This window comes from Pseudomonas sp. HP_14, assembly GCF_055283875.1.
The window spans coordinates 179,365-195,031 of sequence record NZ_JBTOQI010000041.1; the positions used below are offsets into that span (position 1 = coordinate 179,365).

At 57.1% G+C, this 15,667-nt stretch carries 12 protein-coding genes and 1 pseudogene; 4 read left to right on the forward strand and 9 right to left on the reverse strand.

The window, feature by feature from the left end:
* Window positions 1–80: 80 nt before the first annotated feature.
* From ACYASS_RS20015 to cobA, 3 genes and pseudogenes are all read left to right on the forward strand, one after another.
* A pseudogene (locus ACYASS_RS20015) lies at window positions 81–1,280 on the forward strand (NAD(P)/FAD-dependent oxidoreductase); the annotation flags it as partial.
* Window positions 1,281–1,321: 41 nt separating this feature from the next.
* Window positions 1,322–4,051, forward strand: a complete 2,730-nt coding sequence (locus ACYASS_RS20020) for a nitrate reductase (RefSeq protein WP_463587396.1) — start codon at window positions 1,322–1,324, stop codon at window positions 4,049–4,051.
* A 13-nt stretch (window positions 4,052–4,064) separates the two neighbouring features.
* Window positions 4,065–4,814: a uroporphyrinogen-III C-methyltransferase gene (gene cobA / locus ACYASS_RS20025; protein ID WP_463587397.1), complete on the forward strand. Its 750-nt coding sequence runs from the start codon at window positions 4,065–4,067 to the stop codon at window positions 4,812–4,814.
* A gap of 89 nt (window positions 4,815–4,903) precedes the next feature.
* Here cobA and ACYASS_RS20030 read toward each other — a convergent pair whose 3' ends face one another.
* The 8 genes from ACYASS_RS20030 to ppsA form a co-directional block, all read right to left on the reverse strand.
* Window positions 4,904–5,938 carry an OmpA family protein gene (locus tag ACYASS_RS20030; protein ID WP_099268666.1) on the reverse strand — a complete coding sequence of 345 codons (1,035 nt, stop codon included), beginning with the start codon at window positions 5,936–5,938 and terminating at the stop codon, window positions 4,904–4,906.
* Window positions 5,939–6,045: 107 nt separating this feature from the next.
* Entirely contained in the window at window positions 6,046–6,636 is a 591-nt protein-coding gene (gene sigX / locus ACYASS_RS20035) for an RNA polymerase sigma factor SigX (protein WP_463587398.1), read from the reverse strand.
* Between the two features lie 86 nt (window positions 6,637–6,722).
* On the reverse strand, window positions 6,723–7,547 hold the full coding sequence (locus ACYASS_RS20040; protein ID WP_463587399.1) for a mechanosensitive ion channel family protein: 825 nt from the start codon (window positions 7,545–7,547) through the stop codon (window positions 6,723–6,725).
* 2 nt (window positions 7,548–7,549) lie between these two features.
* Window positions 7,550–7,798, reverse strand: coding sequence for a CrfX protein (locus ACYASS_RS20045; RefSeq protein ID WP_122664583.1), 249 nt, complete (start codon window positions 7,796–7,798; stop codon window positions 7,550–7,552).
* Between the two features lie 89 nt (window positions 7,799–7,887).
* Window positions 7,888–8,883, reverse strand: coding sequence for a zinc transporter ZntB (locus ACYASS_RS20050; RefSeq protein ID WP_463587400.1), 996 nt, complete (start codon window positions 8,881–8,883; stop codon window positions 7,888–7,890).
* A gap of 11 nt (window positions 8,884–8,894) precedes the next feature.
* Window positions 8,895–9,383 (reverse strand): ribonuclease E activity regulator RraA, encoded by a 489-nt coding sequence (gene rraA, locus ACYASS_RS20055; protein WP_463587401.1) that lies wholly within the window; start codon window positions 9,381–9,383, stop codon window positions 8,895–8,897.
* Between the two features lie 145 nt (window positions 9,384–9,528).
* Entirely contained in the window at window positions 9,529–10,521 is a 993-nt protein-coding gene (locus ACYASS_RS20060; RefSeq protein WP_463587402.1) for an alpha/beta fold hydrolase, read from the reverse strand.
* A 97-nt stretch (window positions 10,522–10,618) separates the two neighbouring features.
* A complete protein-coding gene (gene ppsA, locus ACYASS_RS20065; RefSeq protein WP_122664587.1) occupies window positions 10,619–12,994 on the reverse strand; it encodes a phosphoenolpyruvate synthase in 2,376 nt (791 codons plus the stop codon).
* Between the two features lie 194 nt (window positions 12,995–13,188).
* Between ppsA and ppsR the strand changes: the two genes are divergently transcribed.
* A complete protein-coding gene (gene ppsR / locus ACYASS_RS20070; protein ID WP_243247272.1) occupies window positions 13,189–14,007 on the forward strand; it encodes a posphoenolpyruvate synthetase regulatory kinase/phosphorylase PpsR in 819 nt (272 codons plus the stop codon).
* Between the two features lie 143 nt (window positions 14,008–14,150).
* Here ppsR and prpD read toward each other — a convergent pair whose 3' ends face one another.
* Window positions 14,151–15,635 (reverse strand): 2-methylcitrate dehydratase, encoded by a 1,485-nt coding sequence (prpD, locus tag ACYASS_RS20075; RefSeq protein ID WP_463587403.1) that lies wholly within the window; start codon window positions 15,633–15,635, stop codon window positions 14,151–14,153.
* Between the last annotated feature and the right edge of the window lie 32 nt (window positions 15,636–15,667).

The following is a 15,667-nucleotide window of genomic DNA, read 5'->3' on the forward strand; positions in this document are numbered from 1 at the left end:
CGCTAGTTAACTAGCGGGACGCCTTTTTTTGTTTGCGCAGATTTTGTCGAGCACCCTCTCGCGGGCTTCTCGGAGGCAAGATGAGAAAACTCAAACTGGTGATGATTGGCAACGGCATGGCTGGAGTTCGTACGCTGGAGGAACTGCTCAAGCTCAGCGACGAACTGTACGACATCACTGTATTCGGCGCCGAGCCGCACCCTAACTACAACCGCATCATGCTCTCCCCGGTGCTGGCAGGTGAGCAGAAGTTCGAAGACATCGTGCTCAACGACCTGGACTGGTATCTGGGCAACAACATTCAGCTTCTGCTCAATCGCAGAGTAGTGAAAATCGATCGGGCCAAACGTCAGGTGATCGCCGACGACGGCACGGTAGCGCATTACGACCGTCTGCTGATTGCTACAGGCTCTACGCCATTCATGCCACCGATGCCGGGCAGCACCTTGAACGGCGTCATCGGTTATCGCGACATCGCGGACACGCGAGTCATGATCCACACCGCCAAAACCCAAAAACATGCGGTGGTGATCGGTGGCGGCCTGCTCGGCCTCGAAGCCGCCAACGGGCTCAAGATGCGTGGCATGGACGTCACGGTCGTGCACATCGGTAATTGGCTGCTGGAACGTCAGCTGGATAAAGCCGCCGGGCAATTACTCCAAAGCGCGCTGGAGGCCCGCGGCCTGCACTTTCGCTTGAACGAACAGACCGAAGCATTACAGGATAACGGCCGAGGCGCGGTCAACGCCGTGCAGTTTAAAAATGGCGACATTATCCCGGCCGATCTGGTCGTGATGGCTGCCGGTATTCGCCCTGCAACCGAACTCGCGGAACTGGCTGGATTGCCCTGCAACCGGGGCATCCTGGTCAACGATACGTTGCAAACCTACGATCCGAGGATCTACGCGATCGGCGAATGCGCCAGTCACCGCGGCACTGCGTATGGCCTGGTAGCGCCCTTGTTCGAGCAGGCCAAAGTCTGCGCCAACCACCTCGCCCAACTAGGCTTTGCCCGTTACAAGGGTTCAGTCACCTCCACCAAGCTAAAGGTGACCGGGATTGATCTGTTTTCCGCTGGCGATTTCATGGGCGGCGAAGGCACGGAAACCATAATCCTGCGAGACCCATTCAGCGGCACCTACAAAAAACTGGTGATCAAAGACGATCTGCTGGTGGGCGCGTGCCTGTACGGCGACACCACTGACGGCGGTTGGTACCTGCGCCTGATTCGCGGCCAGCAGTCCATAACCGCTCTTCGCGATCAACTGATGTTCGGTGAAGTGTTCGGTGTAATGAGCCCATCGCAAACGGATACCGCGTTATGCGCCTGACCAGTATGCCCGCCCCCATTACGCAAACCACCGCATCCACCTGTTGCTATTGCGGGGTCGGCTGTGGCGTGCTGATTGAACACGACGGGCGCAACATTATCGGTGTCACAGGCGACCCGACGCATCCAGCCAACTTTGGCAAGCTGTGCAGCAAAGGCTCAACCTTGCACCTCACTGGTGACCCAAGCGCACGGGCGCTATACCCGGAATTACGCCTGAGCAAACAGCTGGGACGCAGCGTTACGGATTGGGACGCCGCCCTTGATCACGCCGCCAATGTCTTCGCAACAACCATTCGCGAACATGGACCTGACAGCGTCGCGTTCTACATTTCGGGACAACTGCTGACAGAGGATTACTACGCGTTCAATAAGCTGGCGCGCGCTCTGGTTGGCACCAACAATATCGACAGCAATTCCCGGCTATGCATGTCGTCCGCCGTGGTGGGCTATAAACGTAGCCTGGGCGCAGACGCACCGCCTTGTAGCTATGAAGACATCGAGCTCAGCGATTGTGTGATGATCGTCGGCAGCAACATGGCCTACGCCCACCCGATCCTGTTCCGACGCCTGGAAGAAGCGAAAAGCCAGCGTCCCGAGATGAAAATCATCGTCATCGACCCTCGGCGCACAGACACCTGCGATCTGGCGGACATGCATCTGGCGATTAACCCCGGAACAGACGTTGCGCTGTTCCACGGCATCCTGCATCTGCTGCTTTGGGAAGGCTGGGTCGATCAGGATTTCATCGAGCAACATACCGAGGGTTATGCCGAGCTGAAAAGCCTGGTGCATCACTACTCGCCGCAAATGGTCACGCAGACCTGCGGCATCTCGCTGCAACAACTGCGCGAATGCGCGCAATGGATCGGCCAGGCACCCAGCTTTCTGTCGCTGTGGTGCATGGGCTTGAATCAGTCCACTGCTGGCAGCGCCAAAAACAGCGCGCTGATCAACCTGCATCTGGCCACCGGGCAAATAGGCCGCCCCGGTGCCGGCCCGTTTTCTCTGACCGGCCAACCTAATGCCATGGGCGGTCGCGAGACTGGCAGCCTCTCCAACCTGCTTCCCGGCCACCGGGAAGCAGCCAACGCCGAACACCGGGCTGAAATCGCACAGTACTGGGGGGTCGATACATTACCCGCCACTCCCGGTTTGTCAGCGATAGAACTGTTCGAGCAGATGCGTAGCGGCACGATCAAAGCCGTATGGATCGCCTGCACAAATCCGGCGCAATCGCTGCCCGATCAGACTCGTGTTCGCGAGGCTTTGAGCGCGTGCCCATTCGTGGTCCTTCAGGAAGCTTTTCGCACCACTGAAACCGCCCGCTTCGCTGACCTGCTGCTGCCTGCGGCCAGTTGGGGCGAAAAAGAAGGCTCAGTGACCAACTCCGAACGGCGTATATCCCATGTGCGCAAAGCCGTCGCGGCGCCTGGCGAAGCGCGCCCCGACTGGGCAATCACGGTCGATTTCGCACAACGCCTCCAGGCTCGACTGCAACCTGATACCGCTGCACTTTTTGATTTCCAGCAGCCCCAGGCGCTGTTCGACGAATACAAGCAACTGACCCAAGGTCGCGACCTGGACTTGTCCGGCATCAGCTACGACGTCATTGATCAGCGTGGGCCTCAGCAATGGCCATTCCCGGTCGGTGCCACCAACGGTACAGCCAGGCTGTATCTGGATGGCGTATTTCCAACAGCATCAGGCAGAGCCCGATTCATCAGCGAGCCGTACATCGCTGCCAAAGAGCTACGCGACAGCCGCTTCCCGCTAACCCTGAACACTGGCCGCCTGCGTGATCAATGGCACGGTATGAGCCGCACAGGCACCGCTGCGCGCTTGTTCGGCCATGTGAGTGAAGCAGTACTGAGCCTGCATCCGGAAGATCTGCATCGCTACCGCCTGCAAGCGGGTGATCTGGTCAATCTGCAAAGCAGACGTGGCAGCGTGATCGTTCCCGTTGGCAGCGATGACGGCTTGCGGGCTGGCCATGCCTTCATCCCCATGCACTGGGGAGATCGTTTCCTGAAGGGCGGAGTAAACGTACTCACCCAGCCAGCGTTCGATCCGATTTCCAGGCAACCTGAGCTGAAGCACTCTGGCGTGCGCATCGACAAAGTCGACCTGCCGTGGCGGCTATTCATCCTGATCGAAGGCGACGTGCAACGCCGTCTGGATGCGTTGCGCTCGTTATGCGACGAGTTTGCGTACACCAGCCTGAACCTTGCGGGCCGCGAGCGTCCTGCCTTAACACTGCGTGCAGCCAATCACGAAGCGCCGGGTCAAGAGTTGCTGGATCGAATTGACCAACTGCTGGGGCTGGATCACGGCCCGGTGCTGGCCTATGACGATAATCGCCAAGGCATCAGCAAGCGAATTCGCCTGGACCAGGGCCGGATAACCGCGATCCGGTTATGCGGAGAAACCCTTGCCAAAGAATGGCTGCAAAGTCTGTGGCTGGACGGGCAAGAAATCGACGACGAGGTGCGTCGCTGGCTGCTCGCGCCGATAAGCCGCGCACCAGGCTCTGGGGCAGGCAAAACATCAAGCGGAAAAACCCTGTGCAACTGCATGAATATCAGTGAAAGCGCCGTGTGCGATGGCATCGCCAAAGGTATGGACCTGATTCAACTCAAGACCCAACTCGGCTGCGGCAGCATGTGTGGCTCTTGCGTGCCGGAAATCAAACGACTGCTGACGACCGTCGCGATCAACTAATGAGGTGAATAGCATGAATGCAAAAGTCTGGCTGGTCGGCGCCGGCCCCGGTGATCCAGAGTTGCTGACCCTCAAAGCCGTAAGAGCACTGCGCGAAGCCGACGTGGTGTTGATCGATGATCTGGTCAACAACGCAGTACTGGAGCATTGCCCAACTGCGCGCGTCATTGCAGTGGGTAAACGCGGCGGTTGCCGCTCGACACCGCAAGCGTTCATCCATCGCCTGATGCTGCGCTACGTGCGTCAGGGCAAATGCGCGGTGCGCCTGAAAGGCGGCGACCCGTGCATATTCGGTCGTGGCGGCGAAGAAGCCGATTGGCTGCGTGCTCATGGGGTCGAAGTTGAACTGGTCAATGGCATCACGGCAGGCCTTGCAGGCGCGACGCAATGTGGAATATCCCTGACCTTGCGGGGTGTCAGTCGTGGCGTGACGCTGGTGACAGCTCACACTCAGGACGACAGTACATTGAACTGGCAAGCACTGGCACAAGGAGGAACAACGCTGGTGGTGTACATGGGCGTGGCAAAACTGGGCGAAATACGGGAGAGCCTGATCAGTGGCGGGATGTCACTGAACATGCCCGTGGCGATGATCGAGAATGCTTCCCTGCCTCAGCAAAGAGAGTGCCGGAGTTCACTGGCCGATATGCAGCAGGACGCAGCCCTTTTCGAACTGAAAAGCCCGGCCATTCTGGTCATCGGAGAGGTGGCAGGCGCAATGGATGTTGCGGTGCTGGAAGAAGCAGCCAGTCAAATGGCTTGAAGGTACAGAGTAAATCGCAGGCAAAGAAAAGCCCGGCATTAGCCGGGCTTCTCTTTTACACCGCTATTGAAGCGAGTAAAGCAGGCTAATTACTTAGCTTGTGCTTCAACTTCAGCTTCTACGCGACGGTTAACAGCGCGGCCAGCATCAGTTGCGTTGTCAGCAACTGGGCGGGATTCGCCATAACCAACCGAGTTTACGCGGCTAGCGCCAACACCGTACTGGTTAACCAGAACCTGTTTAACGGCGTTTGCACGACGCTCGGACAGTTTCTGGTTGTAAGCGTCAGGACCGACGGAGTCAGTGTGACCTTCAACAGTGGTGGTGGTTTGTGGGTACTGTTGCATGAAGTCAGCGAGGTTCTTGATGTCGCCGTAGCTGTTAGGCTTGACTACGGATTTGTCGAAATCGAACTTCACGTCCAGCTCAACACGAACCACTTCGGCAACTGCTGGGCAGCCATCAGCGTCAACGGTAACGTTGGCTGGGGTGTCCGGGCACTTGTCGACGTTGTCGCACACGCCGTCGTTGTCGCTGTCGGAGCACACTTCAGCTACTGGAGCTGGTGCTGCTTCAACTTTCTTGGAGCCGCCACCGAAGTTTACGCCGATACCGACGCTAGGAGCCCACTCGGTGTCGCCTTGGTCGATGTTGTACTGAGCTTCAACACCAGCACGGGCATAGAAGTTGTCAGTGAAGTAAAGCTTGGCACCGCCGCCGATGTTGGCGAAGGTAGAACCGTTACGGCCGCCGCGAGCGTCTTGACCGATGCTTTGATCAGAGAAACCAGCCGAAACGTACGGACGCAGCATGTCGCCCGGATTGTTGAAGTGGTACAGAGCGTCCAGGGCAGTGTTGGAGCCCTTGATGTTCTTGCCACTGTCACTGCGAACGTTATGAACTTCGTCGTAACCCAGACGTACTTCTACGTCATCGGTCAGGAAGTAGCCAATCGAGCCGCCGAACAGGTTGCCGTCGTTTTTAAAGTTACGGGCGCTGTCGTAGTACTCTTTCTTGGCGAAGCCTTCGATTTCGACTGCGCCTTGGCCTTGTGCCAGAGCGCCGAAAGATGCCGCGGCAACAATAGTACCAATGGCCAAGCCCAAGGTGTTTTTCAGTTTCATCCGTTAAATCCCCATCTGGTGATTGTAAAGCAGTCCCACATCGCTGGGGACAACTCATCGGCAAGTCTATCAGAACTTGCCTGCTCGTTAGAGATATTTGCACCGACTTAAGTTTCGGTAATGCCTGCAAATTTCTCACGTAATTTATCTAAAGCCCGCTTGTAGCGCATTTTCGTTGCACTCAAGCCCATGTGCATGATGTCTGCGATCTCCTGGAATTCAAGTTCTGCAACAAATCGCAGCACCAGAATCTCCCGATCGATCGGGTTCACATACACAAGCCAGCGATCAAGTCCGCCCCGTTCTTCAGGTTTAGGCGCCTTTTCTTCCGACGCTTCCTCAAGTGGATCCAGACTCAAAGCGTCCATCAAGCGACGCTTACGCCGTTCCTTTCTGTACTGCGTGATGCATTCGTTGTAAGTGATGCTGTAGAGCCATGTTTTGAATTTCGATTTACCCTCGAAATTCTTCAAGCCATACAACACCTTAAGCATCACTTCCTGACAGACATCATCAGCATCGCGATCGTTCCCTAAATAACGTGCGCAGACGTTAAAAAGTGTTCGTTGATAGCGACGCATCAACTCTTCGTAAGCCCGCGTCACATGAAAAAGTTCGACGTGGGCGCGCGCAACCAGCTCCTCATCAGAGAGCTCGCGGGGGTCGTAGCGCATCGATAGCGGTTGAGGGTTATTCAAAACAAGTCGTGCCGACAGTCAGGTCAATGGCCGCCACTGCCATTGAAACGGCAATTTGTGGCGGCATAGAGTAGCAGGTTAGCCGCTTAACGGCTGCTCACTCGCTGTTCCAGAAGGACGCGGTTGGACAATGAAACCAACTCCCCGTCCTCTGTAAGCAATGTGGTTTTCACCGTACCAATCTCTTCAATCTGCCCTTCGACATCGCCAACACGCACCTCTTGGCCTACCTGATACAACTCCCGCACATAAATCCCTGCCAGTATTTGGCCAGCAAGCTCACGACTTCCCAGGCCCATGGCCAGCGCAATTGCCAGACCAACGGTAATCAAACCGATCACAATCACGTGGTTCAGCAGGTCAGTTTTGACCTCTAACTGACTGATCGCCACCGAAATACTGATGATAATGACCAGGCCCTGAGCGATTCGCCCCAGACCTGCGGAGTAATCCAGCCCTACTCCTTCCGCCGCGCCACGCACCAGACCGTTGACCAGTTGGGCCAGCAGTACGCCGACGAGCAGCACCAGAGCGGCACCAAAAACCTTGGGCAGATACAGGGCCAGCATGTCCAGCGTTGCAGAAACACGCTCAAGCCCCAGCGATTCAGCGGCCGAAACCAGAAAGATCAACAAGACGAACCAGTAAACAATCTTGCCGATCAGGGTGGAGATCGGCACCTGAACGCCCGCACGGCTGATCAGTTTGGTCAGGCCGGTGCCTGCCATCAAACGATCCAGGCCCAGTTTGGCGAGCAACTTAGACAACAGGGTGTCGAGCAACTTGGCAACCACGAAACCCAGCAGCACGACCACCAGTGCGCCAAACAGATTCGGGATGAAATTTGCAACTTTGGTCCACAATGCAGTCATTGCGGCAACCAGACTCTGAGTCCAGAGATCCAATTCCATGTTCAATCAGCCTTATCGACAGGACGAGCGGTAGAATTCTTTTGACGTGAAACCGGTGCAACGTGGGCTGAGCCATTGTTCAAGGCGATCATCATCGCTTCGGTCCAGCGTCCCAGCAGACTGAACAACACACCTGCGCCCACTTGGCGATTGGCGGTTTTCAATACGCGCCCCAGGCAGGCGTCATCATCCCGGCTGGAGGACGACGACTTGAGCATGTCGCGCAATGATTCTTCAAACGGATCGTGCATAGGCACCTCTCGTAACATCCAGAGAAGACGTGAACCAATCCGGGTGAGTCACAAACTGCCCCCTGGACGAACATTAAAAATTGTAACCATCAAACCCAGCGTAACCGACGGAACAACCACCATTGCCCTAAAGCCAGCGCGGCAATCAATGCGCAGGCGACCAAAAAACCATAAGGGCTGTCTGAGCCTGGAATGCCGCCCACATTAATGCCCAGCAGACCGGTCAAAAAGCTCATGGGCAGGAAAATCCCGGTAATGATGCCGAAGCGGTACATGGTGTGGTTCATGCGCTCGCGTAGCCGCCGGTCTTCGGACTCCAGCACCAGCCCCACTCGCTCGCGGGTCAATTCCAGCTCTTCAAGGTAACGCGTCAGGCTATTGTTGAGTTCGTTCCAGTAATCGGCGTCATCGTCGACGAACCACGGCAGCTTGCTGCGACTAAGCTGTGCGTAAATTTCCCGCTGCGGCGAGAGAAAACGGCGCAGCCCCGCGGCGCGGCGTCGAATATGGAGCATATCGCCATGTTCGGGGGTATACCGCTCGTCAGCGTCTATCTTTTCTTCCTCTTCATCGACCGATTCGGTGAGGTCACCCACCAGCGCCTGAACCTTGTCTGTCAGGTACTGGGCGAGATAAAGAATCAGCTCAGATGCAGTTTTTGGCCCCTTTCCTTCGTTGAGCTGCTCGATCAACTCGTCGGTGGCACGCAGCGGGCGCAGACGCAGAGAAATGACCTGCTGGGCAGCGGCGAAAATCCGCACCGAGACCATGTCTTCAGGCTCAGCCCCTGGGTTGAGATTCACTCCGCGCAGAAACAGCAGCAGTTTTTCGTCAGGCAATGGCAGCAAGCGTGGCCGGGTGTTTTCCTCGAGCAACAAGTCACAGGCAAATTCACTCAGCCCACTGGCTGTGCGTAACCATGTGTGAGTCTGGGGATGACCGCGATCCCAATGCAGCCAGACACTTTCATGCGGCTGCAATTGCAGGCCATCCAGTTCGGTCCGAGCGATAAAACGCGCCCCGCCTTTACCATCCAATACGAGGGCATGAACCAGCCCCCACTGCGCGTTTGTCTCGTCGAACATCAATACTTCGCTTATTCGGGCATTTTCAGAGGCGAGGGAGAAACGATCACGCCATTATTGTCGGCATACACATATTCGCCGGGACGGAACGTAACACCCGCAAAGGTCACCACCACGTTCAAGTCACCGATACCGCGCTTATGTGTTCTCAGCGGGTGACTGGCCAAAGCCTGGACACCCAGGTCAGTCTGCGCCAGCACATCCACATCGCGGATGCAGCCATAGATAACCATACCTTGCCAGCCATTGCGTGCTGCCTTTTCGGCGATCATGTCACCAAGTAATGCGCAGCGCAGTGACCCACCGCCGTCTACGACCAGAACCTTGCCCTTCCCGTCCAGCTCGGCCTGCTCCTTGACCAGCGAATTGTCCTCAAAGCATTTGACGGTGACGATTTCACCACCAAACGAATCACGACCGCCGAAGTTACTGAACATCGGTTCAAGTACCTGAACCAGGTCCGGGTAGGCGTCGCACAAATCGGGCGTGAGGTAATGCATGGCGATACTCCTGTCAGCGAAGGGTCGGTCTCTGCCTATGAACCGTAGCTCATAAGAGCAGGACGTAGCCAGCTTCATGACCTTTAACTGAACTGCATTGCCTCGTAGCTTAATCGCTAGCCTGCAGCAGCGAAACACCTTGCGCTCAGTCCCCCACGGCCATCGGCGTTTGCGACAGCTCCTGTACAGGGACGCAGCCTTCGTTCAGCCATTCGATGACCAGCGGCCAGACCTCTCGCTGGGCATTTTTGCTGACCAGCATCTGTACGTGATCGAAATCTTGCGAGAAACCCTGTTCACGTCCCAGGCTGATGAACTTGCGCTGTTGCGAACCCACCTGATCAAAAAGCTTGCGACAGGCCCAGACCGGATCCTGATGATCACCGACCGCGGCTACGGCGAGCACAGGAACTTCGACACCTGGCAAGCCAGCCCACCAGTCAGTTTCCCTGTCACCGAAACGTCCGAACAGGCCGTGCCAACGCATGCTTTCAAGCACCAGCCCGATCGGCTCGTCTTCTGGACCGCGCTTGAAACGCGGGCCGGAAATATGATCGAACGGCTTGAGCAGCAAGCGGCCCGCCCACTGCACAGGCGGCATCTTCAATGGCCAGTAATTGCGGCTGACCTGACTTCCGAACAAGGCGACAGAGGCCGCGCCCGGTGGACCGAGATACTGCCCGCCCAACGCCGCGGCTAACGTAGTACCGCCAAGTGAGTGGCCGATCCAGTGCGGAATCTGTCCGCTTTGCTCGCGAACGAACGCAGCGATGGCGGGCACGTCGTAGCGCGCATAATCCGCAACCCGGTTGTAGCGATAGGCTTCGTTGCGTGCCGACAATCCGTGCCCACGCATTTCCGGTATCCAGACGTCGAAACCGGCGCGAGCCAGGTATGCACCCAGACCGATGCCTTTAGGCGAATACCAGAAGCGCCGGTTTGAAAAGCTGCCATGCATGAGGATCACCGGCACACCCCGAACATCGGGCTGCGCCACAAGGCCGAGTCGTGTTACGGCAATTTCGACACTGTAGTCAGGGCTGTTGGCAGGCTTCAGGCGGTATACGTCTTCGACCAGATCGCCACGACGCTCGGCGCTGATCAGAGCGACAGGAAAGAGAGTGCTGCTGCTTTGCATATTGCTCAAACAATCAAGGGTCGGTGTGGAAACCGTCCATGGTAAACGTAAAAAAGCCCCGGCTCACGTGAATGAACCGGGGCTTCACTCAGTCAGATCAAACCGGAGCCTGAGCCTCAGCCAGGAAGAACCAGGTTTCCAGCACGGAATCCGGGTTCAACGAAACGCTTTCGATGCCTTGATCCATCAGCCAGCGGGCAAGGTCTGGATGGTCTGAAGGACCCTGACCACAGATACCGATGTACTTGCCAGCCTTGTTACACGCCTGAATGGCGTTGGACAGCAGCTTCTTCACCGCTGGGTTACGTTCATCAAAGAGATGCGCGATGACGCCCGAGTCGCGATCCAGGCCCAGTGTCAGTTGAGTCAGGTCATTGGAGCCGATGGAGAAACCGTCGAAGTACTCCAGGAACTCCTCGGCCAGAATGGCATTGGACGGCAGTTCACACATCATGATCACGCGCAGGCCATTCTCGCCGCGCTTCAGACCGTTTTCCGCCAGCAGGTCAATGACCTGACTGGCCTCGCCCAGGGTGCGCACGAACGGCACCATGATCTCGACGTTGGTCAGGCCCATTTCCTCACGTACACGCTTGAGGGCACGGCATTCCAGCTCGAAGCAATCGCGGAAGTTTTCGCTGATGTAACGCGAAGCCCCACGGAAACCCAGCATCGGGTTTTCTTCTTCCGGCTCGTACATCTTGCCGCCGATCAGGTTGGCGTACTCGTTGGACTTGAAGTCCGAGAGGCGCACGATGACCTTTTTCGGAGTAAATGCTGCGGCCAGAGTACTGATGCCCTCGACCAGTTTCTCGACATAGAAACCCACCGGATCGTCGTACCCGGCGATGCGTTTGTCGACGCTGTCCTTGATATCCAGAGGCAGGCTGTCGTAATTGAGCAGCGCCTTGGGGTGCACGCCGATCATGCGGTTGATGATGAATTCCAGACGCGCCAGACCGACACCGGCGTTGGGCAACTGGGCAAAGTCGAAAGCCCGGTCCGGGTTGCCGACGTTCATCATGATTTTGAACGGTAACTCAGGCATCGCATCGACCGAGTTGGTCTTGATGTCGAAGCCCAGCTCGCCTTCAAAGATGTAACCGGTGTCGCCCTCAGCACAGGAAACCGTTACGCCCTGGCCATCCTGCAGCAACTGGGTCGCGTTACCGCACCCCACAACAGCCGGGATACCCAGCTCACGAGCGATAATCGCCGCGTGACAGGTACGGCCACCACGGTTGGTGACGATGGCGCTGGCGCGCTTCATGACCGGTTCCCAGTCCGGGTCGGTCATGTCGGAAACCAGAACGTCGCCGGGCTGGACCTTGTCCATCTCGGAAACGTCTTTGATGATCCGTACCTTGCCTGCGCCGATACGCTGACCAATCGCACGGCCTTCCACCAGCACCGTGCCGGTTTCCTTGAGCAGGTAGCGCTCCATGACATTCGCCTGGGCGCGGCTTTTCACGGTTTCCGGACGCGCCTGAACGATGTACAGCTTGCCGTCATCACCGTCTTTGGCCCACTCGATGTCCATCGGTGCCTTGTAATGCTTCTCGATGATCATCGCCTGCTTGGCCAACTCTGCGACTTCATCGTCACTCAGGCAGAAACGCGCGCGTTCAGCAGGCTCGACGTCCACGGTTTTCACCGAACGACCGGCCTTGGCTTCTTCGCCGTAGATCATCTTGATGGCCTTGCTGCCCAGGTTTCGGCGCAGGATGGCCGGGCGACCCGCAGCGAGGGTGCCCTTGTGTACATAGAACTCGTCAGGGTTGACCGCACCCTGCACCACCGTTTCACCCAGGCCGTAAGCGCCGGTGATGAACACCACGTCGCGGAAGCCTGATTCAGTGTCCAGGGTAAACATCACGCCTGCAGTACCGGTCTCGGAGCGCACCATGCGCTGCACACCCGCCGACAAGGCTACGAGCTTGTGATCAAAGCCCTGGTGGACACGGTAGGAAATGGCGCGATCGTTGAACAACGAGGCGAACACTTCCTTGGCCGCGCGAATGACGTTTTCGACGCCACGGATGTTAAGGAAGGTTTCCTGCTGACCGGCAAAAGAGGCGTCAGGCAGGTCTTCAGCGGTGGCGGAAGAGCGCACGGCAACGGCAAGGTTCGGGTTGCCTGCCGACAGCTCGGCGAAGGCGGTGCGAATCTCGGCGTTAAGCTTCTCGGGGAACTCGGCTTCCATGATCCACTGACGAATCTGCGCACCGGTTTTGGCCAGCGCGTTGACATCGTCGACATCCAGAGCGTCCAGGGCTGCGTGAATCTGATCGTTCAGACCACTCAACTCAAGGAAATCACGGTAGGCCTGGGCCGTAGTGGCGAAGCCACCGGGCACCGAAACGCCAGCACCGGCAAGGTTGCTGATCATTTCGCCGAGGGATGCGTTCTTGCCTCCCACATGCTCCACATCATGGACGCCGAGCTTATCGAGGGAAACTACGTACTCTACCAAGGTGATCTCTCCACTAACTGTGTTTGTTGTTGGGAAAAGCTCAGTGGTCGGGACCAGCTACCGCGTGGTTCCTGACGTTTTTATGGCATAGACCGGGGCCCAGCCTTGAAAAAGTTGCGAATGCCAGTCACTCAGGCCCGCAAGCGCGCCTATGATATCCAACAATCGTCACCAGCTTAAGGCCAAAGGCGCAAATGAAACGATCTGCTTTTTTTATCTCCGACGGCACCGGGATTACCGCTGAAACCCTTGGCCAAAGCCTGCTAGCGCAATTTGAGAACATTACGTTCAACAAGTTCACCAGGCCCTACATCGACAGCGTCGAAAAGGCGCGGGCGATGGTACAACAAATCAACAATGCCGCCGACAAGGACGATGTGCGCCCGATCATCTTCGACACCATCGTCAATCAGGACATTCGCGAGATTCTGGCGACGTCCAACGGCTTCATGATCGACATTTTTTCGACCTTCCTGGCCCCGCTGGAGCAAGAGCTTAGTTCACACTCCTCCTACTCGGTGGGCAAATCGCACTCAATCGGTCACAACTCCAATTACATGGAGCGAATCGAGGCGGTCAACTTTGCACTGGACAACGACGACGGTGCGCGCACGCATTACTACGACAAGGCTGACATCATTCTGGTGGGGGTTTCCCGGTGCGGCAAAACCCCGACCTGTCTGTACATGGCCATGCAGTTCGGCATCCGCGCCGCCAACTACCCGCTGACCGAAGATGACATGGAGCGCCTTCAACTGCCGAACGCGCTGAAGGAACATCGCAACAAGTTATTTGGGCTGACCATTGACCCTGATCGCCTGACAGCCATTCGCCACGAGCGCAAACCCAACAGCCGCTATTCCAGCTATGCGCAGTGCGAATTCGAGGTGCGTGAGGTAGAAGGCCTGTTCCGCCGCGAGAATATCCCGCACATCAATTCCACTCACTTCTCCGTAGAAGAAATCTCCGCCAAGGTGCTGGTGGAAAAAGGCGTCGAGCGGCGTTTCAAGTAATGCTTGAAATCTGTAGGAGCTGCGGCAGGCTGCGATGGCGGTGTGTCAGCGATAACTGATCGCAGCCTTCGGCAGCTCCTACAGAAAATGCATTTCAATCCAGTAGTTTAATGAGCGCACTTGGCCCCCGCGCCTCACCCCACTCACCCCCCCCACATCTCCATAAACCGGTTAACCGCCATCCCCTCCAGTTGCTCCTGATCTTTGCACAACGCAAAAATCTGTTCACAGCGCTGAGGGGGGAATCGGCTGGCCAGGTTGCTCTTGAACTTCGCCTCCAGCAGCGGTATGCCATCGGCACGGCGGCGGCGATGGCCGATGGGGTATTCGATTTCGATACGGTCAGTACTGGTTGCATCTTTGAAGTACACCTGGATGGCATTGGCGATGGAGCGCTTTTCCGGATCCAGATAGTCGCGGCTATAGCGCTCTTCCTCAATGACCACCATTTTTTCGCGTAACTGGTCGATGATCGGGTGCGCGGCGTGAAAGCTGTCTTCGTAATGCTCGGCCACCAGGGTGCCGTAGACCAATGGCACGGCAATCATGTACTGCAGGCAATGATCCCGGTCGGCAGAGTTCGCCAGCGGACCTTCCTTGGAAATGATCCGAATTGCCGATTCATGGGTAGTGACGACGATTCGGTCGATCTCGGAAAGCCGGTTACGCACCAGCGGATGCAGGATCACCGCAGCTTCGCAAGCGGTCTGGGCATGAAACTCCGCAGGAAAACTGACCTTGAACAGCACATTCTCCATCACGTAGCTGCCGTACGGTTGGGACAGGCTGAACTGGCGTTTGCCCTCAGGCTTGAGCGCCAGGTCTTTATTGGTCTGGCTAAAGGAAACGTCGTAAAAGCCCCATTGCTCCGCGCTCAATGCGCCAGGTATGCCCATTTCGCCACGCAGGGCAATATCCGCCAGCCGTACGCCGCGACTGCTGGCATCACCCGCGGCCCATGATTTGCGCGAACCTGCGTTGGGCGCGTGCCGATAAGTACGCAGCGCCTGGCCATCAACAAAGGCATGCGACAACGCCGACAGTATCTGCTCACGATTAGCGCCCATGAGCCTGGCACTGAGCGCCGTAGAGGCCACTTTAACCAGCACCACGTGATCCAGGCCCACTCGATTAAAAGAGTTCTCCAGCGCCAGTACACCCTGGATTTCATGGGCCATGACCATGGCTTCGAGCACATCACGCATGTTCAAGGGCGCTTCGCCATTGACGACCTGCTTCTGGGAGACATGGTCAGCCACTGCCAGAATGGCCGCCAGATTGTCCGAAGGATGCCCCCACTCCGCAGCCAGCCATGTGTCGTTGTAATCCAGCCAGCGGATGATGCAACCGATGTCCCATGCTGCCTTGACCGGATCCAGACGCAAGTTTGTGCCCGGTACCCGGGCGCCGAGCGGCACAATCGTGCCTTCGACAATGGGCCCAAGATGCTTCGTGCACTCAGGAAAGCGCAAGGACAACAAACCACAGCCCAGCGCATCGATCAGGCTATTTCGTGCGGTATCCAGCGCCAGCGCGGACTCGACCTTGTAATTCAATACATAGTCAGCGATGTCCTGCAAAACCTGGTCGTAGTCCGGGCGGTTATTCAGATCAACGTTGGCGCTCATTGCTCCACTCCTCAGTGATGCCCTGCAGGTGC

What these genes read in the sequence shown, in the direction of transcription:
- ppsR (WP_243247272.1), top strand. Translation starts at nt 13,189, where the DNA reads ATGAAACGATCTGCTTTTTTTATCTCCGACGGCACCGGGATTACCGCT.
- ACYASS_RS20040 (WP_463587399.1), bottom strand. Translation starts at nt 7,547, where the DNA reads ATGGAATTGGATCTCTGGACTCAGAGTCTGGTTGCCGCAATGACTGCA.
- ACYASS_RS20050 (WP_463587400.1), bottom strand. Translation starts at nt 8,883, where the DNA reads ATGTTCGACGAGACAAACGCGCAGTGGGGGCTGGTTCATGCCCTCGTA.
- rraA (WP_463587401.1), bottom strand. Translation starts at nt 9,383, where the DNA reads ATGCATTACCTCACGCCCGATTTGTGCGACGCCTACCCGGACCTGGTT.
- ACYASS_RS20045 (WP_122664583.1), bottom strand. Translation starts at nt 7,798, where the DNA reads ATGCACGATCCGTTTGAAGAATCATTGCGCGACATGCTCAAGTCGTCG.
- ACYASS_RS20030 (WP_099268666.1), bottom strand. Translation starts at nt 5,938, where the DNA reads ATGAAACTGAAAAACACCTTGGGCTTGGCCATTGGTACTATTGTTGCC.
- ACYASS_RS20060 (WP_463587402.1), bottom strand. Translation starts at nt 10,521, where the DNA reads ATGCAAAGCAGCAGCACTCTCTTTCCTGTCGCTCTGATCAGCGCCGAG.
- cobA (WP_463587397.1), top strand. Translation starts at nt 4,065, where the DNA reads ATGAATGCAAAAGTCTGGCTGGTCGGCGCCGGCCCCGGTGATCCAGAG.
- ACYASS_RS20020 (WP_463587396.1), top strand. Translation starts at nt 1,322, where the DNA reads ATGCGCCTGACCAGTATGCCCGCCCCCATTACGCAAACCACCGCATCC.
- prpD (WP_463587403.1), bottom strand. Translation starts at nt 15,635, where the DNA reads ATGAGCGCCAACGTTGATCTGAATAACCGCCCGGACTACGACCAGGTT.